Genomic DNA, 22,138 nt, shown 5'->3' on the forward strand with positions numbered 1-22,138 from the left:
GACACGCACCCTCGTGTCCGGATAGCTCCAACGTAAGGAGCATCGACCCTGTTGGGAGCTGTAACGGTCCGGATAGGGATTGAAACATCATCCCACGCGAAAGCGGGCAGACTTCCAACTGGTCTACTCGTCGCAAGACGGCTGACTGAACTCGCTTGTTTAACTTTTCTTCCCTTGTGGGACAACATGTCCCGCAAGGGGCATGTTGTCTTTCGATGTTGGGGAAGATCCTCAAGATAGGAGGGCAGCATGGAAGCATTGATCCGTGAGGATGAATCTGCGCCTTCCGGCGTACCAGAGAGATGGGGCGACATTGACTGGCGCCGCGTCGACCGGAACGTTCGGGTAATGCAGATTCGAATTGCGAAGGCAACACAGGAAGGGGACTGGCGCAGGGTGAAAGCCTTGCAGAGGTCCCTGACCCGCTCGTGGTCCGCCAAAGCATCGGCGGTACGGCGAGTGGCGATGAACCAAGGTGCGCGGACGGCAGGAGTCGATCGCGTAGAGTGGGAAACGCCTGAAGACCGATGGGAAGCCATCGGGAGGTTGGAGCACCGGGGGTATCGACCGCTGCCGTTGAAGCGTGTCTACATCCCCAAGTCAAATGGGAAGAAGCGCCCTCTGGGCATTCCGACCATGCACGACCGAGCCATGCAAGCGCTGTATCTGCTGGCGCTGGAGCCGGTGTCCGAAGGGACGAGCGATCCGAACTCTTATGGGTTTCGGATCAATCGCTCCACTCACGATGCCATGTCCCAGCTCTTCGCGTCCCTGTCCAAGCGAGCTTCGGCTCAATGGGTGCTGGAAGCGGATATCAAAGGGTGTTTTGACCATATCAGCCACAACTGGCTGGAGCGCAATGTCCCAATGGACAAAGCAATCCTTCGGAAGTGGTTGAAAGCTGGCGTGGTTTTTCAGGGCCAGTTTCAGGCGACCGACGCCGGAACACCACAGGGAGGCATCATTTCCCCGACTCTGGCAAACGTGGCACTGAACGGATTGGAGCGACAACTGGATGCGTCCCTACGGGCGAAATTCGGCGTCGTGAAATCCAACAAGCTGAAAGTGAATGTAGTGCGCTATGCGGACGACTTCGTGATCACCGGCAATACGCCGGAGGTGTTAGAAAATGAAGTGAAGCCGTGGGTGGAGAAGTTCCTGGCAGTACGGGGGCTGACACTATCGACGGAGAAAACGCGGATCGTCAACATCGCCGACGGCTTTGACTTTCTAGGGTGGAATTTCCGGAAGTACTCGGGAAAGCTGCTCATCAAGCCGAGCAAGAAGAACGTGCAAGCGTTCTACCGCAAAGTGAAGGAAGTCATCAGTGTCAAGAAAACGGCAAAGCAGGATGATCTGATCAGACTGCTGAATCCGATGCTAAGAGGGTGGGCGCAGTATCATCGCCCGGTGGTAGCAACGGCGGCGTTCACCAAGATGGAGCACCAGATCTTCTGTGCTTTGTGGAGGTGGGCAAAACGGCGACATCGAGGGAAGAATGCCGAGTGGGTGCGGAAGAAGTACTTCGCCACCATAGAGGCTCGGAACTGGGTGTTTGGAACCACGACTGTGGATAAGAAGGGCGATCCTTTCTGGCTGGAGCTGTATTCGCTTGCGGGTACGCAGATCAGGAGGCACAAGAAGGTTCGGGCGGACTACCATCCGTTTGACCCAGCGCAGGAGATGTATGGCGAGAAATTGCGACAGGCACGCATGTCCGACGACATGTCACACCGCAAGCAATGGATCAAGCTGTATATGTCTCAGCAGGGCTTGTGTGCGGTGTGTCAGAGCAAGATAACCAAAGAGACTGGATGGGATGACCATCACATCGTGCCGCGCGTTCTTGGCGGCTCCGATGCTCTAGGAAATCGAGTGCTGGTGCATCCCGGTTGTCATGTTCAAGTCCATCACTACGGCAGAATCGCTGTAAAGCCGGTACTTGATTGACTCATTTACTTTGAGAGGCTTGAGCCGTATGCGGGGAAACTCGCACGTACGGTTCTTAGGGGGGAGCATCACCAGAAATGGTATGCTCCTACCCTACCCTGAAACGTTTCCCGCCGTCCCCGTGAAAGTCTTCCGCGGCCTGCCCAACGCCGAGAGCCGGGCGCCCTGCGCGCTCACCATCGGCAATTTCGACGGTGTGCATCGCGGCCACCAGTCGCTGCTCGCGCGTGCGCGTGCTGCGGCGGATGCGCGCGGCCTGCCGCTGTGCGTGATGACCTTCGAGCCGCATCCGCGCGAGTTCTTCACGCCGGACAAGGCCCCCACCCGCATCGCGCTGCTGCGCGACAAGCTGGAAAGCCTGCGCCGCAACGGCGTGGACCGCGTGGTGGTGGAACACTTCAACGCCCACTTTGCCGGCCAGTCGCCGCACGATTTCGTCGAGAACGTGCTCTGGCACGGCCTGCACGCGCGCTGGGTGCTGGTGGGCGACGACTTCCGCTTCGGCGCCAAACGCGCCGGCGACTTTGCCTACCTGCAGGACGCCGGGCACCGCTACGGCTTCGATGTCGAGCAGATGGGCTCGGTGTCCGAGGGCGGCATCCGCATCTCCAGCTCGGCGGTGCGCCAGGCGCTCGCCGACGGCGACCTGGAGCATGCCCGGCGCCTGCTCGGCCACGGCTATGCCATCAGCGGCCACGTGATCCACGGCCGCAAGCTGGGCCGCGACCTGGGCTTCCCGACGCTGAACCTGCGCATCTCGCACAAGCGGCCGGCGGTCAGCGGCATCTTCGTGGTGCAGGTGCACGGCATCGCCGACCAGCCGCTGCCCGGCGTGGCCAGCATCGGCGTGCGCCCCACCATCGAGGACGCCGGCCGGGTGCTGCTGGAAGTCCACCTGTTCGATTTCAATGAAAGCCTGTACGGCAAGCTGGTGCGGGTGGAATTCATGAAGAAGCTGCGCGACGAGGCGCGCTTCGACAACCTGGACGAGCTCACCGCCGCGATCGCCAAGGACAGCGCCGATGCGCGCGCCTTCTTCGGCCTGACCGCGCCGGGCGCCGCCGAAGGCAGCGGCGGCCGCGACTTCGCCACCTCCGCCACCGACCGAATTAGGTAGCGGCCGGGGCCCCCGCACCGTGCTGCGCGGGCCCCGGTTCGCACGCCGCCTGCCCCAGTCTTCACGTGCGTCCGCCGGCCTGTTGCCGGCCGCGCGCCAACCGAATTGCCCTGAGAATCGAAATGTCTGACGACAAACGCGCCAAGCCCGAGAAAAGCAAATATCCCGTCAACCTGCTCGACACGCCCTTCCCGATGCGTGGCGACCTGCCCAAGCGCGAGCCGCAGTGGGTCAAGCAGTGGCAGGACAAGCAGCTCTACAAGAAGATCCGCGCGGCGCGCAAGGGCGCGAAGAAGTTCGTGCTGCATGACGGCCCGCCGTATGCCAACGGCGACATCCATATCGGCCATGCCGTCAACAAGGTGCTCAAGGACATGATCATCAAGGCGCGCGGCCTGACCGGGCTGGACGCCGTCTACGTGCCGGGCTGGGACTGCCACGGCATGCCGATCGAGATCCAGATCGAGAAGAAGTTCGGCAAGGGCCTGCCGGTGCAGGAGGTCCAGGCCAAGGCGCGCGCCTACGCCACCGAGCAGATCAAGCGCCAGATGGTGGACTTCGAGCGCCTGGGCGTGCTCGGCGACTGGGACCACCCTTACCTGACCATGAACTACAGCAACGAGGCCGATGAGTTGCGCGCCCTCGGCAAGATCATGGAGAAGGGCTATGTGTTCCGTGGCCTGAAGCCGGTCAACTGGTGCTTCGACTGCGGCTCGGCGCTGGCCGAGGCCGAGGTCGAATACAAGGACAAGGTCGACCTGTCGATCGACGTGGGCTTCCCGTTCGCCGAAGCCGACAAACTGGCGCACGCCTTCAAGGTACCCTTCGACCAGATCAGTGCGAAGCCGGGCTGGATCGTGATCTGGACCACCACGCCGTGGACCATCCCGAGCAACCAGGCGCTGAACGTGCACCCCGAGGTGGAATACGCGCTGGTCGACACCCCGCGCGGCTACCTGATCCTGGCCACCGAGCGCGTCGAGGAGCAACTGAAGGTCTACGGCCTGGAAGGCAAGGTCGTGGCCACCACCACCGGCGCGGCGTTGTCGGAAATCCGCTTCCACCACCCGCTGGCGAAGATGGACGCGGGCTATGACCGCCTGTCGCCGGTCTACCTGGGCGACTACGTCACCACCGACACCGGCTCGGGCATCGTGCATTCCGCGCCGGCCTACGGCGTGGAAGACTTCCAGTCGTGCAAGGCGCACGGCATGGCCGATTCGGACATCATCAGCCCGGTGATGGGCAACGGCGTCTATGCCGGCACGCTGCCGCTCTTCGGCGGCCTGTCGATCTGGGACGCCAACCCGAAGATCGTCGAGGTGCTGCAGGCCTCGGGCAACCTGTTCAATTCGCACAAGTACACCCACAGCTACATGCACTGCTGGCGCCACAAGACGCCGATCATCTACCGCGCCACCTCGCAGTGGTTCGCGGGCATGGACGTGGACCCGACCGAGGAAAACGGCAAGACCGCGCCGACCCTGCGCGAGACCGCGCTGGCCGGCATCGACGCCACCGAGTTCTTCCCGGCCTGGGGCAAGCAGCGCCTGCACAACATGATCGCCAACCGGCCGGACTGGACGCTGTCGCGCCAGCGCCAGTGGGGCGTGCCGATGGCCTTCTTCCTGCACAAGGAAACCGGCGCGCTGCATCCGCGCACGCCGCAGTTGCTGGAAGAAGTGGCCAGGCGCGTCGAGCAGCACGGCATCGAGGCCTGGCAGGCACTGGACCCGGCCGAGCTGCTGGGCGACGAGGCCAGCCAGTACGAGAAGAACCGCGACACGCTGGACGTGTGGTTCGACTCCGGCACCACGCACTGGACCGTGATCCGCGGCTCGCACCGCGACGACCTGTACGATCCGTCCGCCGATGCGCCCGATGGCCGCCTGGCCGACCTGTACCTGGAAGGCTCGGACCAGCATCGCGGCTGGTTCCACTCGTCGCTGCTGACCGCGTCGATGCTGTATGGCAAGCCGCCCTACAAGGCGCTGCTGACGCACGGCTTCACCGTCGACGGCGAAGGCCGCAAGATGTCGAAGTCGGTCGGCAACACCGTGTCGCCGCAGGACATCTCGAACAAGATGGGCGCCGAGATCATCCGCCTGTGGGTGGCCTCTACCGACTATTCCGGCGAGCTGTCGATCTCGGACGAGATCCTCAAGCGCGTGGTGGAAAGCTACCGCCGCATCCGCAATACGCTGCGCTTCCTGCTGTCCAACCTGTCCGACTACGACCACGCGAAGCACGCGCTGCCGGCATCGGAATGGCTGGAGATCGACCGCTATGCCGTGGCGCTGACCGCGCAGCTGCAGCAGCAAGTGCTGTCGCACTACGAGTCGTATGAATTCCACCCGGTGGTGGCCAAGCTGCAGACCTTCTGCTCCGAGGACCTGGGCGGCTTCTACCTCGACGTGCTGAAGGACCGCCTGTACACCACCGCGCCGGACTCCAAGGCCCGCCGCGCGGCACAGAACGCGCTGTACCACATCACCCAGGCCATGCTGCACTGGATGGCGCCGTTCCTGTCGTTTACCGCCGAGGAAGCGTGGCAGATCTTCGCCCACGGCACCGAGCACACCGACACCATCTTCACCAGCACCTACTACGCGGTGCCCGAAGTCGACGACGGCGCCGACGACCTGCTGCAGAAATGGCACACGCTGCGCGAAGTGCGCGCGGAAGTCACCAAGCAGCTCGAAGCCGTGCGCGTGGAAGGCGAGATCGGCTCGTCGCTGCAGGCCGAGCTGACCATCCAGGCCGGCGGCCCGGTGCTGGAAGCGCTGCAGAGCCTGGGCGACGACCTGCGCTTCGTGCTGCTGACCTCATCGGCCAAGGTCACGCATGCCCCCGAGGCCGGCGACCTGCTGGTCACGGTGACCCCGTCGGCCCATGCCAAGTGCGAGCGCTGCTGGCACTACCGCGCCGATGTCGGCCACAACCCGGACCATCCGACCCTCTGCGGGCGCTGCGACAGCAACCTGTTCGGCGCCGGTGAACACAGGAGCCATGCCTGATGGCATCGACCACGTCCCGTTCCGCGCGTCCGGCACGCCGCAACAATAAGGCCACCAGCGGCACCACCCCGCTGCTGTGGATGGCCTTCGCGCTGCTGGTGGTGCTGCTCGACCAGTTCTTCAAGATCGTCATCGTGCGCAGCTTCACCTATGGTGAATCGCGCCCGGTGACCAGCTTCTTCAACCTGGTGCTGGTCTACAACAAGGGCGCGGCGTTCAGCTTCCTGGCCGATGCCGGCGGCTGGCAGCGCTGGTTCTTCACCGGGCTGGGTCTCGTGGTGGGGGCGTTCATCGTGTGGCTGCTGTACCGCCATACCGGCCAGCGCATGTTCTGCTTCGCGGTGTCGCTGATCCTGGGCGGCGCGGTCGGCAATGTGATCGACCGCGTGGTCTACGGGCACGTGATCGACTTCCTGGATTTCTACGTGCGCAACTACCACTGGCCAGCCTTCAATGTGGCCGACTGCGCGATCACGGTCGGCGCGGTGCTGCTGATCGTGGACGAGCTGCGGCGGGTGCGGCGCCACTGAGCGCCACTAAGCACAGCAGGTGATGCCGGGGCCGCGAAAGCGGCCCCGCTGCCATCCGGCGCCGGTGCCGGCAGCAGCCAGGGCGCGCAGCCGGTATCATGCCGATTCCCACCTTTTGACGAGCCTCACCATGGATTTGCGCGGCAAGCACATCGTTCTCGGCCTGACCGGCGGCATCGCCTGCTACAAGTCGGCCGAACTGGTCCGCCTGCTGACCAAGGCCGGCGCCACCGTGCAGGTGGCCATGACCGAGGCGGCGACGCATTTCATCACGCCGGTGACGATGCAGGCGCTGTCCGGCCGGCCGGTCTTCCTGTCGCAGTGGGATGCCCGCATCGACAACAACATGGCGCATATCGACCTGTCGCGCGAGGCCGACGCCATCGTCATTGCCCCGGCCTCGACCGACTTCATGGCGCGCCTGGCCAACGGGCTGTGCGACGACCTGCTCAGCACCCTGTGCATCGCGCGCGACTGCCCGCTGCTGGTGGCGCCGGCGATGAACCGCCAGATGTGGGCCGCCCCCGCCACCCAGCGCAACGCCGCGCAACTGCGCGCCGACGGCGTGATGATCCTGGGCCCGGGCAGCGGCGACCAGGCCTGCGGCGAGGTCGGCGACGGCCGCATGCTGGAGCCGGAAGAGCTGGTCGAGGACATCATCGCCTTCTTCCAGCCCAAGCCGCTGCAAGGCAAGCGCGTGCTGATCACCGCCGGCCCGACCTTCGAGGCGATCGACCCGGTGCGCGGCATCACCAACCTGTCGTCCGGCAAGATGGGTTTCTCGATCGCGCGCGCGGCGCGCGAGGCCGGCGCCGAGGTGCTGCTGGTGGCCGGCCCCACTGGCCTGCCCACCCCGCGCGGCGTGGTGCGCACCGATGTGCGCAGCGCGCAGCAGATGCATGACTCGGTGATCGCACAGCTGCCCGGCGTGGATGTCTTTGTCGCCGTGGCCGCGGTGGCGGACTGGCGCCCGGCCGAGGTCGCGCAGCAGAAGCTGAAGAAGGCCAACGATACCGACACGCCCACGCTGCAGTTCGTGCAGAACCCCGACATCCTGGCCACGGTGGCGGCACGGTCCGACGCGCCCTACTGCGTCGGCTTTGCCGCCGAAAGCGAGAACCTGGAGCAGTACGGCGAGCAGAAGCGCCAGCGCAAGGGCGTGCCGCTGCTGGTCGGCAATATCGGCCACCACACCTTCGGCCTGGACGACAACGAGATCGTGCTGTTCGACGCCGCCGGCATGACGCGGCTGCCGCGCGCCGACAAGCTGTCGCTGGCGCGCCAGCTGGTCGCGGCGATCGGCCAGCGCCTGCCCGGGCGCACGCGTCCCTGAGCCCCGGATATCGCGATGCAAGCAAGCAAACCCCGGCTGCGCCTGTCGGTGCTCGACCAGAGCCCGGTGATCGCCGGCCACACCGCGCGCGATGCGCTGGCCGCCACCGTCGAGCTGGCGCAGATGGCCGACGCGCTCGGCTATACCCGCTACTGGTGCGCCGAGCACCACGGCCTGCACGGCGTCTGCAACCCGGCGCCGGAAGTGATGCTGGCCCGCCTGGGCAGCGTCACGCAGCGCATCCGGCTGGGATCGGGCGGCGTCATGCTGCCCTACTACAGCCCGTTCAAGGTGGCCGAGCAGTTTCGCATGCTCGAGGGCCTGTTCCCCAACCGGATCGACCTGGGCGTGGGCCGCGCGCCCGGCGGCGACATGCGCACCGCGCAGGCGGTGGCGATGGGCCAGTACGACCGCGGCGCCCAGTTCGAGGAACAGGTGCGCGACCTGTCCGTGCTGCTGCGCGGCGAAGTCCCGCCCGGCCATCTGGCTGAAGGCGTGCTGCTGCAGCCGGTGGTCGATACCAGACCCGAACTCTGGGTGCTGGGCTCCAGCGACTACGGCGGCGCGCTGGCCGCCCGGCTGGGCCTGCGCTTTGCGTTCGCGCACTTCATCAACGCGCATAGCGGCCACCTGGTGGCGCAGCAGTACCGCCACGACTTCACGCCCGGCTACGAGGCCCGGCCCTACAGCGCCGCCGCGATCTTCGTGATCTGCGCCGACACCGACGCCGAGGCCGCCGCGCTGGAGCGCGCGGTGGACCTGCGCCGCCTGCAGATGGCCTATGGCGTCAACGCGCCGATCCCGTCGCTGGCGCAGGCCGCGGACTACACCCCCAACGAACGCGACCAGCTGGTGATCGAGCGCGAGCGCCCGCGCACGATCTGCGGCACGCCCGAGCGCGTGGCCGCGCGCATGCAAGCGCTGCGCGAGCAGTTTGCCGCCGACGAGCTGATCGTGCTGAGCGTCACCGCAAGCTACACCGCGCGGCTGCGCACCTACGAACTGCTGGCGCAGGCGTTTGCGCTGGACGGCGCGGCCTGAGCCTGCGCCTCCGGTATCATGCGCGGCTGCCACCTATTCCGTTGAACCGATTTCCCCAGGATTCCCCATGACCCAGCCTCTGAACCCGACCGTCGAAATCAAGGTGCTCGATGCGCGCCTGAATGAATGGGGCCTGCCCGCCTACCAGAGCGAGATGGCCGCCGCCATCGACCTGCACGCCTGCGTCGACGCGCCGGTATCGATCGCACCGGGCACGCCCGCGCAACTGGTGCCTGCGGGCATCGCCGTGCACATGGGCAACCCGTACATGGCCGCGACCATCGTGCCGCGCTCGGGCCTGGGCCACAAGAAGGGCCTGGTGCTGGGCAACTCGATCGGCGTGATCGATGCCGACTACCAGGGCCAGATCATGGTCAGCGTGTGGAACCGCAATGCGCCGGGCACCGAGCCGATCGTGATCCAGCCGGGCGAGCGCATTGCGCAGATGATGTTCGTGCCGGTGCTGCGGCCGGTGTTTTCGACGGTGGAAGCATTCAGCGAAGACAGCGAACGCGGCGCGGGCGGCTTTGGCTCGACCGGCGTGCATCACGCCAGGGTAAGCGCCTGACCCTGCCTGCGGCCACGCAAGACACTGGCGCCCCGTGGGGCGCCAGTTTGCTGTTCAGCCCTGCTGCTCGAACAGCAGCGCCACGCCGCTGGCGGCATCCGCCGGCACCAGCGTCTCGCGCGGACCCAGGTCGTGGGTCGGCACGCCCTGCCCGCGCCAGCCGGCGCGCGCCGCCGCCAGGTCATCGGTGCGCAGGCGGATCGCCGCGTAGCCCGGCCCTTCGCGCCGGATATGCGCGGTGCCGGTGGCCGAAGCCAGTGCCTGCGGCGTGCTGATCACCAGCGTGGCATCGTCCAGCGCCAGGCTGCATACATGTTCGCTCAGTTGCGTCAGCTCGCCGCCGGTCAGCTCCGCGTAGGCGCGCGCGGCGGCGTCCACCAGCGCGGGCGCCACCACCAGGAACATGGTGGCGATGCTCTGTGCGCCGTTGGCATGGCGGGTCCACTCGGGCCGCCACAGCAGTTCGGGCGTGCGGTGCTCGCAGAAAAAGTAGCGCGCGCCCGGCGCATCGTCGAGCGCGGTCACGCGGAAGGTGGCCGGGTGCTCGCTGCCGTCGTCCAGCCGCACCGGGCGCGAGAACTCGATCGGGTCGGAAGTGTGCCAGCCGCAAGCGCGCAGCCGCGCCGCGGTGCCGAAGGCATCGGCGCTCTTGCACGACATCGCCGCGCAGCCGCCGCCGTGCGCCTGGGCGTCCCAGTAGTACTGGCGGCTGGAATTGGGCGCGGTCACGTGCAGCAGCTCAAGGTAGTCCCGCCGCAGCATGATGCAGTGGTTCTGCGAGCCTAGCGTGTGGTAGCCGCGCGGCGTCAGCGTAAAGCCGAGCCGGCGCCAGGCCTGCGCCCCGGCATCGAGGTCGGGGCACACCACCACGGCGTGGTCGAACATTTCCGCTTGCGTTGCCATCGGCATCCTCTCGGCTTCACGGCGCACGCTGGCGCCGGACACGCTCATTCGAACTGGATATTGGCCTTGCGCGCCACCGCATGCCACTTGTCATGCTCGCGGCGTACCAGGTCGCCAAGGTCGGCCGGGCTGCCGCCCACGATCTCGAAACCCTGCGCGGCCAGCGCATCGACCACGCGTGGCTGGCGCAGCGATTCGACCAGCGCGTCGTGGATGCGCGTGACCATCGCCGCCGGCAGGCCGGCCGGGCCGAACACGCCGATCCACGAGTAGGCCTCGAAGCCCTTCAGGCCTTGCTCGGCCACCGTCTGCACCTGCGGCAACTGGCGCAGGCGGCTGGTGCTGGTCACGCCCAGCACCTTGACGGTGCGTGCGGCCACGTGCGCCTGCACAGCGGCGTAGCTGCTGAAGAAGATATCGACCTCATTGGACAGCACCGCCTGCACGGCCGGGCCGCCGCCCTTATAGGGCACGTGCAGCATATGCACGCCGGCTTCGGTCGCCAGCGCCTCGGCCGCCAGCTGGTTCAGGCTGCCGATGCCGGACGAGGCATAGCGCACGCCATCGGGCCTGGCCTTGGCCAGCGCCACCAGTTCGCGCACATTGGACGCGGGCAGCGCGGGGTTGGCCGCAATCACCAGCGGAAAGCGCACCAGCTGCGAAATCGGCGTGAAATCGCGGAACGTGTCGTAGGGCAGCTGCTTGTAGGCGAAGGGGTTGATCGCGTGCGTGTCGAACGCCATCAGCAGCGTGCTGCCGTCCGGCTTTGCGCGCGCCACGGTGCTCGATGCGATCAGCCCGCCCGCGCCCGGCTTGTTGTCCACCACCACGGTCTGCCCCAGCGCCGCCTTCAGCCCGGGCTGCAGTTGCCGGGCCACGATGTCGACGCTGCCGCCGGGCGGAAACGGCAGTACCAGCGCGATCGGGCGACTGCCCGCGGCGCCGTCGGCGGCGGTCGCGGCAGTGGCGCCAGTGGCGCCAGTGGCGGCAACGGCATGAAGCATCGGGACGGGCATGGCGCCCAGCGGCAGGATCTTGAGCAGCAGGCGGCGGCGCCGCGTGCGTTCGGCAGAGGACATCAGGGTTTCGGGCTGGAATTCTGGCCAGTTGCGCGGCCAGCCACGGCCGCAAACCCGTGCCCCGACGGGCATGGCCGGCGGCCGCCGGAACAAAAGAAAAGGGGCGGCATGACTGCCGCCCCCGTATTTTGCCCGATGATCGGCCACGTTGCAGGCAACGCGGCCGATCATCGCTCAGGCTTCTGCGCGCTGTTCTTCGGGCGCCTCGGGCGGTTCCGGCTCGATCTCGGAGAAATCGAGCTTGATCAGGTCCTGCTCGTCCAGGTCCACCACCACCTTGCCGCCAGATACCAGGCGGCCGAACAGCAGTTCGTCGGCCAGCGCCTTGCGGATCATGTCCTGGATCAGACGCTGCATCGGGCGCGCGCCCATCAGCGGGTCGAAACCCTTGCGTGCCAGGAACTTGCGCAGCTTGTCGGTAAAGCTGGCTTCCACCTTCTTCTCGTGCAGCTGCTCTTCCAGCTGCATCAGGAACTTGTCGACCACGCGCAGGATGATCTCCTCGTCCAGCGAACGGAAGCTGATCATGGCATCCAGACGATTGCGGAACTCCGGCGTGAACATGCGCTTGATGTCGGCCATCTCGTCGCCCTGCTCGCGCGAGCTGGTGAAGCCGATCGAGGCGCGGTTCATGGTCTCCGCTCCCGCATTGGTGGTCATGATGATGATCACGTTGCGGAAGTCGGCGCGCCGGCCATTGTTGTCGGTCAGCGCACCATGATCCATCACCTGCAGCAGGATATTGAAAATATCCGGATGCGCTTTCTCGATTTCGTCCAGCAACAGCACGCAGTGCGGCTTCTTGGTAACGGCCTCGGTCAGCAGGCCGCCCTGGTCAAAGCCCACGTATCCCGGCGGCGCGCCAATCAGGCGGCTCACCGCATGGCGCTCCATGTATTCGGACATGTCGAAGCGCAGCAACTCGATGCCCATGATGAAGGCGAGCTGCTTGGCGACCTCGGTCTTGCCCACGCCGGTGGGGCCCGAGAACAGGAAGGAGCCGATCGGCTTGTCGGTCTTGCCCAGGCCGGCACGCGACATCTTGATCGCCGAGGCCAGCGCCTCGATCGCCGGGTCCTGGCCGAACACCACCGACTTCAGGTCGCGATCGAGCGTCTGCAGCTTGCTGCGGTCGTCCTGGTTCACGCTCTGCGGCGGGATGCGCGCAATGCGCGAGACGATGTCCTCGATCTCGCCCTTGCCGATGGTCTTCTTCTGCTTGGACTTCGGCAGGATGCGCTGCGCCGCGCCGGCTTCGTCGATCACGTCGATCGCCTTGTCGGGCAGGTGGCGGTCGGTGATGAAGCGGGCCGACAGTTCCGCCGCCGCGGTCAGCGCCGCAGCCGCGTACTTGACGCCGTGATGCTCCTCGAAGCGCGATTTCAGGCCGCGCAGGATCTGCACGGTCTGGTCGACCGAGGGCTCGACCACGTCGATCTTCTGGAAGCGCCGCGACAGCGCCGCGTCCTTCTCGAAGATGCCGCGGTATTCCGTAAACGTCGTCGCGCCGATGCACTTGAGCTGGCCCGACGACAGCGCCGGCTTGAGCAGGTTGCTGGCGTCCAGCGTCCCGCCCGATGCGGCGCCCGCGCCGATCAGCGTGTGGATCTCGTCGATGAACAGGATCGCGTTCGGATTGTCCTTGAGCGACTTCAGCACACCCTTCAGGCGCTGCTCGAAGTCCCCGCGGTACTTGGTGCCGGCCAGCAGCGCGCCCATGTCGAGCGAATAGACGGTCGCCTTTTCCAGGATGTCCGGCACCTCGTTCTTGGTGATGCGCCACGCCAGGCCCTCGGCGATCGCGGTCTTGCCGACGCCGGCCTCGCCCACCAGCAGCGGGTTGTTCTTGCGCCGGCGGCACAGGACCTGGACCACACGCTCGACTTCGCTCTCGCGGCCGATCAGCGGATCGATCTTGCCGGCCTTGGCCAGCGTGTTCAGGTTCTGGGTGTATTGCTCGAGCGGGCTTTCCTTGCCGTCGCCGCCCTCGCCTTCACCGGCGGCATCGCCGTGCTTGGCGGGCTCGGACTGGTCCTTGCGGATGCCGTGGCTGATGAAATTGACCACGTCCAGACGCGTTACGCCCTGTTGCTGCAGGTAATAGACCGCGTGCGAATCCTTCTCGCCGAAAATCGCGACCAGCACGTTGGCACCCGTCACTTCCTTCTTGCCGTTGGAAGTGGACTGGACGTGCATGATCGCGCGCTGGATCACGCGCTGGAAACCGAGCGTGGGCTGGGTATCGACCTCGTCGGTACCCGGCACCACCGGCGTGTTATCCGCGATGAAGTTCTTAAGGCTGGTGCGCAGGTCTTCTATATTGGCCGCGCAGGCGCGCAAGACTTCAGCTGCCGTGGGATTGTCGAGCAATGCCAGCAGCAGGTGCTCCACGGTAATGAACTCGTGGCGTGCCTGCCTGGCTTCGACAAACGCCATGTGCAGGCTCACTTCCAATTCTTGCGCAATCATGCTTCCTCCATCACGCACTGCAGGGGATGCCCCGCCTGCCGCGCGTGCGTTGACACCAGCTCGACCTTAGTCGCCGCGATATCCCTGGTGTAGATACCGCAGACGCCCTTTCCTTCCCGGTGCACGGTAAGCATGATCTGCGTCGCCGTTTCCCGGTCCCTGCTGAAATACTGCTGCAGGATCATCACTACAAACTCCATCGGAGTGTAGTCGTCGTTAAGCAGCACCACCTTGAACATGGCAGGCGGTTTAAGCGCCTGCTCTTTCCTCTCCAGGATGGTGCCTGCTTCGCGTTGTGGGACATTCGCAAGCCGTGTAGCCATGGCTTTATTCTAACCCTTACTCGCAACTCTGCAATTTGGGGAAAAGACGCCGGATTCAAGAGCCGGATCACCGGTTTCCCATGGTGAAAGGATGCGGATTCCCGCGCGGAAGGCATTGCAAGGCACGTGGCCGGCGCCGGGCATATTGCCCGCACGCAGCCCCGGCGCTAACCGCCAAGGTAACACCAGGTGCCGTCCGATTCCTGCCACACCCTGCTGGCAGTGGGGAATCCGCCAGCTTGACAGTATCCGGCTTTGCCAGAAGAATCGATCGCACACCTGCCGAAGGCCAGCGAGCCAAAGCAACAGCCAAGGCGGGTGATCCGTGAGCAGGGAGGCCCACGGCCGCAGCGGCGGCGAGTCAGCTTCGAGACTGGCCGCCTCGCGATTGCACCTCGCCGCGCGTCATCGCCGGCCGCACTTCAGGACGCGGCGGGTTATGGCGCCGCAGTCCGTGCCGTCTGGCTGGCAAGGCTTCCCCGCTTTGAAATCTGCTATTTCGTTGGGGGAGTATATGGCAAGCGGTATCGTCAAATGGTTCAATGACGCCAAGGGCTTCGGGTTCATCAAGCCGGACGAGGGCGAAGAAGAACTGTTTGCGCACTTTTCGGCTATCCAGATGTCGGGCTTCAAGACGCTAAAGGAAGGCCAGCGCGTCTCGTTCGAGGTGGTCCAGGGCCCCAAGGGCAAGCAAGCCACCAATATCCAGGACGCCGGCTAAAGCGCGCCGCGACCGCATCCGGGCCGCAGAGCCGCGGAGCAGTCAACCAGGGTGTGGGGGGAACTCCCCCGGGACGGGACCGATGCCAGCGCCCCGCTGGCCGCCACGGCGGCGCGGCGGGCACGGGCTCGCATCAGCTGCACGCACCACATCCGACGGAAAGCCCGGCCTCGCGCCGGGCTTTCTGGTTTCTGGCCATCCTTCCGGTCGTCCTTCCGGCCCCCCTTCTGGCCATGCATGCCCGGCCCGCGGTTCAGGGACAACTCAGGCCCAGCCCTCGATCTTCAGCCCGCTGGCCTGCTCGGCCTCTTCCTTGGTGACCTTGCGCACAGTCTGGCCAAAAGTCCAGACATGGCCTTCGGCATCCCGGGCCGTATAGGAGCGGTCGCCATAGAACTCATCCTGCGGCTCGCGCAGGATCACCGCTCCGGCGGCGCGGGCGCGCTGGCAGTGCTGGTCCAGCCCGTCCGGCAGGTGCACGTGCACGGTCTGGGTGTTCTTGCCCCCGATCGACGCCGGGCTGGCGGTAAAGTCCGCCCACTCGCTGCCCACCATCAGGTAGCTGTCGCCGAAACGCATTTCAGAATGCACCAGCTGGCCTTGCTGGTCGCGGATCACCATGACCCGCTTGAAGCCAAAAGCCCGCTCCAGCCAGTCCAGCGCCGCCAGCGGATCCTTGTAGAAAATGGCCGCGCCGAAGGCGGTCCGGCGGAAGGGATCGTCCATGACAGTCTCCTCGGGCTGCGGGGCCCGTCAGTCCAACCCCTGAAGTTCTAGGCAACACTTGCGCCGCGAGCAAGAAAAAACCCCGGCGCCGAGCAGTCGGCACCGGGGTTTTCCTTTGCAGTTCGCCCGCCGCAGCGGGAGTCCATGCTTACATATTGTCGATCATCACCTGGCCAAAGCCCGAGCACGAAACCTGGGTCGCGCCTTCCAGCAGGCGGGCGAAGTCGTAGGTCACCTTCTTGGACAGGATCGACTTCTCCATCGACGAGATGATCAGGTCGGCGGCTTCGGTCCAGCCCATGTGACGCAGCATCATTTCGGCCGACAGGATTTCCGAGCCCGGATTGACGTAGTCCTTGCCGGCATACTTCGGCGCGGTGCCGTGGGTGGCCTCGAACATGGCGACCGAGTCAGACATGTTCGCGCCCGGCGCGATGCCGATGCCGCCCACCTGGGCCGCCAGTGCATCAGAGATATAGTCGCCGTTCAGGTTCAGCGTGGCGATCACCGAGTATTCGGCCGGACGCAGCAGGATCTGCTGCAGGAAGGCGTCGGCAATGGCGTCCTTGACCACGATGTCCTTGCCGGTCTTCGGATTCTTGAACTTGCACCACGGGCCGCCGTCGACCAGTTCGGCGCCGAATTCCTTTTGCGCCAGCTCGTAGCCCCAGTCACGGAAGCCGCCTTCGGTGAACTTCATGATGTTGCCCTTGTGCACCAGCGTCACCGAGGGCTTGTCGTTATCGATCGCGTACTGGATCGCCTTGCGCACCAGGCGCTCGGTGCCTTCGCGCGAGACCGGCTTGATGCCAATGCCCGAGGTGGCCGGGAAGCGGATCTTCTTCACGCCCATCTCGTTCTGCAGGAAGGCGATCAGCTTCTTGGCCTGGTCGCTCTCGGCCGCCCATTCGATGCCGGCGTAGATGTCTTCCGAGTTTTCGCGGAAGATCACCATATTGGTCTTTTCCGGCTCACGCACCGGCGAGGGCACGCCCTTGAAGTAGCGCACCGGGCGCAGGCAGACGTACAGGTCCAGTTGCTGGCGCAGCGCCACGTTCAGCGAGCGGATGCCGCCGCCCACCGGCGTGGTCAGCGGGCCCTTGATCGAGACCACGTATTCCTTGAGCACGTCCAGGGTTTCGTCCGGCAGCCACACGTCGGGGCCGTAGACCTTGGTCGACTTCTCGCCGGCGTAGATTTCCATCCAGGCAATCTTGCGCTTGCCGCCGTAGGCCTTGGCCACGGCCGCATCGACCACCTTGATCATAACCGGGGTGATATCGAGGCCCGTACCGTCGCCTTCGATGTAAGGAATGATCGGATTGTCCGGGACATTCAGCGAAAAGTCCTGGTTGACCGTGATCTTTTCGCCGGCCGGAACCTTGATGTGTTGGTACATGACGTCTCCAGTGCGGAACGGTTGTAACTGCCGCCGGTTCGTGGCCGGACGGCGAGATTCGGGGAGATGGCGCTGTGGCATTGTAGCGGGCCTCAATGCGCGCCCGTGCTGCACTGCGTCACGCTTGCGCCACTCCGCGCTGCGTCTGGTCTTCTCAGTCTTATATAAGACACAAGACTAATTTCGTATTATGCAGCAAATTTTCATCATCCGCCAATCGCGCCCCACCCCGATCCTCCGGCCGGGGGCGCCGCTGCGGCATACTTGCGCCCCATGACCCTGATTGCCCTGAACAAGCCATTTGGCACCATGAGCCAGTTCTCGGAACACCCGACGCGACCGACGCTGGCTGCGTGCGTGAGCGCGCCTGGCGTCTACCCCGCCGGGCGGCTCGATGCCGACAGCGAGGGCTTGCTGCTGCTGACCGACGACGGCGCGCTGCAGGCGCGCATCGCCGACCCGCGCCACAAGCTGGAGAAGACCTATCTGGCGCAGGTGGAGGGCATTCCCGATGCCGCCGCCCTGGCCCGGCTGCGCGCCGGGGTCGACCTGGGCGATTTCGTGACGCAGCCCGCCAGGGTGCGCGCTATCGACGCGCCCGACTGGCTGTGGCCGCGCCAGCCGCCGGTGCGCTTTCGCGCGGCGATCCCGACCGCCTGGCTGGAGGTGAAGATCCGCGAGGGCAAGAACCGGCAGGTCCGCCGCATGACCGCCGCGGTCGGCTTTCCCACGTTGCGCCTGGTGCGGGTCGGGATCGGCCCGCTCGACCTGCGCGCCCTGGGGCTGGCGCCCGGTGCAAGCTGTGAGGTGTTGCCCGACCAGCTGGGACTGGGCCCCGCGGCCCCGCGCGCCCGGCCGGACCCGGCACGGCGGCCCCATGTATCGAAAACCAGCCGGACGGATGAGACCAAGCGCCGCTCTCGTTACAAAAAAAAACAAATCGCGGGTCAACCCTGACGGTAGCGGCCTCGTTCTTGTCGGGGACACGTCCTATCACGCGTCACCCTTTTCCGACTGTTCATATCCTTCGAGGTAATACGCCATGAAAAAACTGATCGCTGCTCTGGTTGTTGGCCTGTTCGCCACCGGCGCCTTCGCCCAGGCTTCGGCACCTGCTGCTGCCGACACCGCAGCGCCCGCGGCCAAGGAAGCCCCGAAGGCTGCCAAGAAGAAGACCACCCACAAGAAGCACAGCAAGAAGAAGGCTGCCGCCGCTTCGGCTCCGGCTGCCCAGTAATTGCTGGCACCTTCCCTGCCGCGTGCGTGCGCGAGGCGGGAAAGAAATGGCAGGCTGCCGCCAGGCGCCTGCCTTTTTTATTGCCGGTTTCAGATAGTCGGGGGCTGCATGCCGTGAGCCGCACATCAGCGCGCCGCGCGTGCGTTATGCTTGCGGCTGCCACTGCCCGCGCCATTTCAGACTGAACACCATGTCCTTCCTGTCCAACACGCTGTTGTCACGATGCTCCTCCCTTGCCAGCATGCTCGCGCTGAGCGCCGGGATCGCGCACGCGCAGGCCGCGCTGCCGGTGGTGCCGCTTACCGCGGGCATGTACGCAATCCAGGCCGAAGTCGCCGCCACGCCGCCGTCGCGCGAGCAGGGGCTGATGTACCGCCAGACCATGGCACCCAATGCCGGCATGCTGTTCGTCTTTGAGGAGAAGGCGGGCCACTGCTTCTGGATGCGCAATACCGAGTTGCCGCTGTCGATCGCCTTCCTGGCCGACGACGGCACCATCGTCAATATCGAGGACATGGCGCCGCGCACGGAGAACAACCATTGCCCGAAGGCGGCGATCCGCTATGCGCTGGAAATGAACAAGGGATGGTTCGCGCAGAAGGGCATCAAGGCCGGCGCGAAAATCGGCGGACTGCCGCAGCCGCGCTGAGCGCGGCGGCTGCGGGCGGCGCCGGCAGGAATGCCGGCGCGCAAGGCTTGGTAAGCGCGACTCAGTCGCGGAAGTTGTTGAAGTCCAGCGGCGCCTCGGACACGTCCTTGCGCAGCATGGCCATCACGCTCTGCAGGTCGTCGCGCTTGGCGCCCGACACGCGCACGGCATCGCCCTGGATGCTGGCCTGCACCTTGATCTTGCTGTCCTTGATCATACGCACGATCTTTTTGGACAGGTCGCCGGTCACGCCCTTCTTGATCGTGATTACCTGCTTGACCTTGTCGCCACTGATCTTGTCGATCTTGCCATAGTCCAGGAAGCGCACGTCCACGTTGCGCTTGGCCATCTTGTTGATCAGCACGTCCTTGACCTGGCTCAGCTTGAAATCGTCGTCGGCAAACGCGGTCAGTTCGTTTTCCTTCTGCTCGACCCGGGAGTCCGAGCCCTTGAAATCGAAGCGCGTCGAGATTTCCTTGTTGGCCTGCTCGACGGCGTTCTTCACCTCGACCATGTTCGCTTCGCACACTACATCAAACGACGGCATTGCATTCTCCTTGTGATCCGTATGCCCGGAAGCCGGCCGCGCACGGCGCCTTCCGTATAATCCAGCCTACCTCGCAGTTCCGGGTCGCCTGTCCACCAGCGGCGGCCGCATCACCTTTCCCTTGCATGGCAGATTTCCACGAATTCTATCCCCTGCGTCGCCACAATACATTCGGATTCGACGCGCGCGCGCGCTTTGCGGTGCATGTGCGCAGCGAAGCCGACCTGACCGAGGCCCTGGCCGACCCGCGTGCCGAAGGCCTGCCGCTGGTGGTGCTGGGCGGCGGCAGCAATGTAGTGTTGACGGGCGACCTGGACGCGCTGGTGCTGCTGATGGAAATCCCCGGCTACCAGCCGGAGGAGAACGGCGATGCCTGGCTGGTCACCGCCGGCGCCGGTGAGAACTGGAACGCGCTGATCAACCGCACCATCGCCGACGGCATGCCCGGGCTGGAAAACCTGGCGCTGATCCCCGGTACCGCGGGCGCGGCGCCGATCCAGAACATTGGCGCCTACGGGGTGGAGTTGCGCGAGCGTTTCGAAGGCGTGCGCGCCTATGATCGCCACACCGGCGCATTCGTCTGGCTGGACCTGCGGGCGTGCGGCTTCGGCTACCGCGACAGCCTGTTCAAGCGCTCCGGCGCCGGCCGCTACATCATCACGGCGGTGACGCTGCGCCTGCCCAAGGCGTGGCAACCAGTGCTGTCGTACGGGGAACTGGCGCGGGAACTCGATGGCCGGGCTGCGCCCGATGCGGCCACGATTCGCGACGCTGTGGTCGCGATCCGCTCGCGCAAGCTGCCCGACCCGGCGCTGGTTGGCAATGCCGGCAGCTTCTTCAAGAACCCGCTGGTCAGCGCGGCACAGCGCGACGCGCTGTTGCAGGCCCACGCGGACCTGGTCAGCTACGCGCAGCCGGACGGCAGCTACAAGCTGGCCGCCGGCTGGCTGATCGACCGCTGCGGCTTCAAGGGCGTGACCGATGGGCCGGTGGGCGTCTACGGCAAGCAGGCGCTGGTGCTGGTGCACCACGGCGGCGGCACCGGCGCCATGCTGCTGGCGCTGGCCAACCGCATCGCCGATGCGGTGCAGGCGCGCTTCGGCGTGCGCATCGAGCCCGAGCCCGTGGTGCTGTAAAGCAGGCGGGCCAGGACTGGCCCGCCGCGTTTGTCACGCGAAGTGGCAGACGTAGTCCAGCGTTTCCTGCACTTCGATATCGAAGCTGCTGTTGCCCGGCACGCTGAACTGCTGGCCCGCGCCATAGGTCTGCCAGTCTTCCGAACCGGCCAGGCGCACGCGACAGGTGCCGGCGTTGATTTCCATGATCTCGGGCGCGCCGGTGTTGAAGGTCAGCGCGGCCGGGAAGATCACGCCCAGCGTCTTGCGGGTGCCGTCCGGGAACAGCACGGTGTGGCTGACGCACTTGCCGTCAAAGTACAAGTTGGCTTTCTTGACGACCGACACGTTGTCGAACTGGCTCACTTCCATCTCCTTGGGGTTCTGTACGAAGGACGTAAAAAGAGGGGCCATCGCGGCCCCTCTCTGTTCAGCGCCGCGCCCCGCTCAATAGCGGCCGCAGAGCAGGTATTCCATCAGCGCCTTCTGCACGTGCAGGCGGTTCTCGGCTTCCTCCCAGACCACGCTCTTGGGGCCGTCGATCACGGCGGCCTCGACTTCCTCGCCGCGGTGCGCGGGCAGGCAGTGCATGAAGAGCGCGTCGGGCTCGGCGCGGTCCATCATCGCGGTGGTGACCATCCAGTCCTTGAAGGCGCGCTTGCGGGCGTCGTTCTCGGCCTCGAAGCCCATGCTGGTCCAGACATCGGTGGTGACCAGGCTGGCACCCTGGCAGGCCGCGAGCGGATCGTCGAAGACCTTGACCAGGCTGGCGGCGGACGCCGGCACCATGGCCGGATCGAGCTGGTAGCCCGGCGGCGCCGAGAAATGGAAGGTGAAGCCCAGGCGCTCGGCGGCCTGGATCCAGGTGTAGGCCATGTTGTTGGCGTCGCCGATCCACGCCACGGTCTTGCCGCGGATGCTGCCGCGCTGCTCGATGTAGGTGAAGACGTCGGCCAGCACCTGGCACGGGTGGTATTCGTTGGTCAGGCCGTTGATCACCGGCACGCGCGAATGCGCGGCAAAGCGCTCGATGATGTTCTGGCCGAAGGTACGGATCATGATGATGTCGACCATGCGCGAGATCACCTGCGCCGCATCCTCGATCGGCTCGCCGCGGCCCAGCTGCGAGTCGCGCGTGTTCAGGAACACCGCGTGGCCGCCCAGCTGGTGGATGCCGGCTTCGAACGACAGGCGCGTACGCGTCGAATTCTTCTCGAAGATCATGGCCAGCGTGCGGTCGTGCAGCGGGTGCCAGGTCTCGTAGTTCTTGAACTTGGCCTTCAGGATCCGCGCGCGGTCCAGCAGGTACTCGTACTCGTCGGGAGTGAAGTCGCTGAACTGGAGGTAATGCTTGATCGGGGTTGAGCTCATAAAACAAAGAAGGCGGCTCGGTGGGGACGCGCCGTCATGAAGT

Annotated in this window: 21 protein-coding genes; 12 read left to right on the forward strand and 9 right to left on the reverse strand. The window is 65.6% G+C overall.

From position 1 onward, the window contains the following. The first annotated feature begins 249 nt into the window (after positions 1-249). From ltrA to dut, 7 genes are all read left to right on the forward strand, one after another. On the forward strand, positions 250-1,950 hold the full coding sequence (gene ltrA / locus DN412_RS01560; RefSeq protein ID WP_115012894.1) for a group II intron reverse transcriptase/maturase: 1,701 nt from the start codon (positions 250-252) through the stop codon (positions 1,948-1,950). 121 nt (positions 1,951-2,071) lie between these two features. Beyond that, positions 2,072-3,067 (forward strand): bifunctional riboflavin kinase/FAD synthetase, encoded by a 996-nt coding sequence (locus tag DN412_RS01565; protein ID WP_115012895.1) that lies wholly within the window; start codon positions 2,072-2,074, stop codon positions 3,065-3,067. A 122-nt stretch (positions 3,068-3,189) separates the two neighbouring features. Then, positions 3,190-6,084, forward strand: a complete 2,895-nt coding sequence (ileS, locus tag DN412_RS01570; protein ID WP_115012896.1) for an isoleucine--tRNA ligase — start codon at positions 3,190-3,192, stop codon at positions 6,082-6,084. Then, complete coding sequence (gene lspA, locus DN412_RS01575; RefSeq protein WP_115012897.1) at positions 6,084-6,614, forward strand: signal peptidase II; 531 nt, start codon at positions 6,084-6,086, stop codon at positions 6,612-6,614. Before ileS ends, lspA begins: the two co-directional genes overlap by 1 nt. 130 nt (positions 6,615-6,744) lie before the next feature. Continuing rightward, the gene (gene coaBC, locus DN412_RS01580; protein WP_115012898.1) at positions 6,745-7,947 is read left to right on the forward strand and encodes a bifunctional phosphopantothenoylcysteine decarboxylase/phosphopantothenate--cysteine ligase CoaBC; all 1,203 of its coding nucleotides are present in this window, start codon (positions 6,745-6,747) and stop codon (positions 7,945-7,947) included. Between the two features lie 15 nt (positions 7,948-7,962). After that, entirely contained in the window at positions 7,963-8,988 is a 1,026-nt protein-coding gene (locus tag DN412_RS01585; protein WP_115012899.1) for an LLM class flavin-dependent oxidoreductase, read from the forward strand. A gap of 67 nt (positions 8,989-9,055) precedes the next feature. After that, entirely contained in the window at positions 9,056-9,556 is a 501-nt protein-coding gene (gene dut / locus DN412_RS01590) for a dUTP diphosphatase (protein ID WP_115012900.1), read from the forward strand. A gap of 54 nt (positions 9,557-9,610) precedes the next feature. Here dut and DN412_RS01595 read toward each other — a convergent pair whose 3' ends face one another. The 4 genes from DN412_RS01595 to clpS all read right to left on the reverse strand — a co-directional run bounded on the left by DN412_RS01595 (position 9,611) and on the right by clpS (position 14,330). After that, a complete protein-coding gene (locus DN412_RS01595) occupies positions 9,611-10,459 on the reverse strand; it encodes a VOC family protein (RefSeq protein WP_115012977.1) in 849 nt (282 codons plus the stop codon). 44 nt (positions 10,460-10,503) lie between these two features. Beyond that, entirely contained in the window at positions 10,504-11,538 is a 1,035-nt protein-coding gene (locus DN412_RS01600) for a tripartite tricarboxylate transporter substrate binding protein (protein WP_115012978.1), read from the reverse strand. Between the two features lie 174 nt (positions 11,539-11,712). Further along, positions 11,713-14,007 carry an ATP-dependent Clp protease ATP-binding subunit ClpA gene (gene clpA / locus DN412_RS01605; RefSeq protein WP_078197758.1) on the reverse strand — a complete coding sequence of 765 codons (2,295 nt, stop codon included), beginning with the start codon at positions 14,005-14,007 and terminating at the stop codon, positions 11,713-11,715. Beyond that, on the reverse strand, positions 14,004-14,330 hold the full coding sequence (gene clpS / locus DN412_RS01610; protein WP_010814998.1) for an ATP-dependent Clp protease adapter ClpS: 327 nt from the start codon (positions 14,328-14,330) through the stop codon (positions 14,004-14,006). The genes clpA and clpS overlap by 4 nt, the downstream gene beginning before the upstream one ends. Before the next feature lie 514 nt (positions 14,331-14,844). Here clpS and DN412_RS01615 point away from each other — a divergent pair. Next, positions 14,845-15,051 (forward strand): cold-shock protein, encoded by a 207-nt coding sequence (locus DN412_RS01615; RefSeq protein WP_063240199.1) that lies wholly within the window; start codon positions 14,845-14,847, stop codon positions 15,049-15,051. Between the two features lie 264 nt (positions 15,052-15,315). On the opposite strand, the gene DN412_RS01620 is transcribed toward DN412_RS01615, so the two are convergent. Both DN412_RS01620 and icd read right to left on the reverse strand, forming a co-directional pair. Beyond that, positions 15,316-15,777 carry a VOC family protein gene (locus DN412_RS01620; RefSeq protein WP_115012901.1) on the reverse strand — a complete coding sequence of 154 codons (462 nt, stop codon included), beginning with the start codon at positions 15,775-15,777 and terminating at the stop codon, positions 15,316-15,318. 148 nt (positions 15,778-15,925) lie between these two features. After that, positions 15,926-17,176 (reverse strand): NADP-dependent isocitrate dehydrogenase, encoded by a 1,251-nt coding sequence (gene icd / locus DN412_RS01625; RefSeq protein ID WP_115012902.1) that lies wholly within the window; start codon positions 17,174-17,176, stop codon positions 15,926-15,928. Positions 17,177-17,449: 273 nt separating this feature from the next. On the opposite strand from icd, the gene DN412_RS01630 reads away from it, so the two are divergent. The 3 genes from DN412_RS01630 to DN412_RS01640 all read left to right on the forward strand — a co-directional run bounded on the left by DN412_RS01630 (position 17,450) and on the right by DN412_RS01640 (position 19,062). After that, positions 17,450-18,133 (forward strand): pseudouridine synthase, encoded by a 684-nt coding sequence (locus tag DN412_RS01630; protein WP_115012903.1) that lies wholly within the window; start codon positions 17,450-17,452, stop codon positions 18,131-18,133. 85 nt (positions 18,134-18,218) lie between these two features. Beyond that, positions 18,219-18,413: a hypothetical protein gene (locus tag DN412_RS01635; protein WP_078197762.1), complete on the forward strand. Its 195-nt coding sequence runs from the start codon at positions 18,219-18,221 to the stop codon at positions 18,411-18,413. Positions 18,414-18,603: 190 nt separating this feature from the next. Then, positions 18,604-19,062: a DUF192 domain-containing protein gene (locus tag DN412_RS01640; protein ID WP_115012904.1), complete on the forward strand. Its 459-nt coding sequence runs from the start codon at positions 18,604-18,606 to the stop codon at positions 19,060-19,062. A 61-nt stretch (positions 19,063-19,123) separates the two neighbouring features. Here the strand turns inward: DN412_RS01640 and DN412_RS01645 are convergent, their stop codons facing one another. Continuing rightward, on the reverse strand, positions 19,124-19,609 hold the full coding sequence (locus tag DN412_RS01645) for a YajQ family cyclic di-GMP-binding protein (RefSeq protein ID WP_115012905.1): 486 nt from the start codon (positions 19,607-19,609) through the stop codon (positions 19,124-19,126). A gap of 125 nt (positions 19,610-19,734) precedes the next feature. Between DN412_RS01645 and murB the strand changes: the two genes are divergently transcribed. After that, positions 19,735-20,745, forward strand: a complete 1,011-nt coding sequence (murB, locus tag DN412_RS01650; protein WP_115012906.1) for a UDP-N-acetylmuramate dehydrogenase — start codon at positions 19,735-19,737, stop codon at positions 20,743-20,745. A gap of 33 nt (positions 20,746-20,778) precedes the next feature. Here the strand turns inward: murB and ppnP are convergent, their stop codons facing one another. Beyond that, positions 20,779-21,090 (reverse strand): pyrimidine/purine nucleoside phosphorylase, encoded by a 312-nt coding sequence (ppnP, locus tag DN412_RS01655; RefSeq protein WP_010815007.1) that lies wholly within the window; start codon positions 21,088-21,090, stop codon positions 20,779-20,781. A gap of 81 nt (positions 21,091-21,171) precedes the next feature. Beyond that, positions 21,172-22,095: an ornithine carbamoyltransferase gene (gene argF, locus DN412_RS01660; RefSeq protein WP_078197766.1), complete on the reverse strand. Its 924-nt coding sequence runs from the start codon at positions 22,093-22,095 to the stop codon at positions 21,172-21,174. Positions 22,096-22,138: the final 43 nt, after the last annotated feature.

Origin of the sequence: Cupriavidus lacunae, assembly GCF_003353055.1 — a bacterium.
Lineage (GTDB): Bacteria > Pseudomonadota > Gammaproteobacteria > Burkholderiales > Burkholderiaceae > Cupriavidus > Cupriavidus lacunae.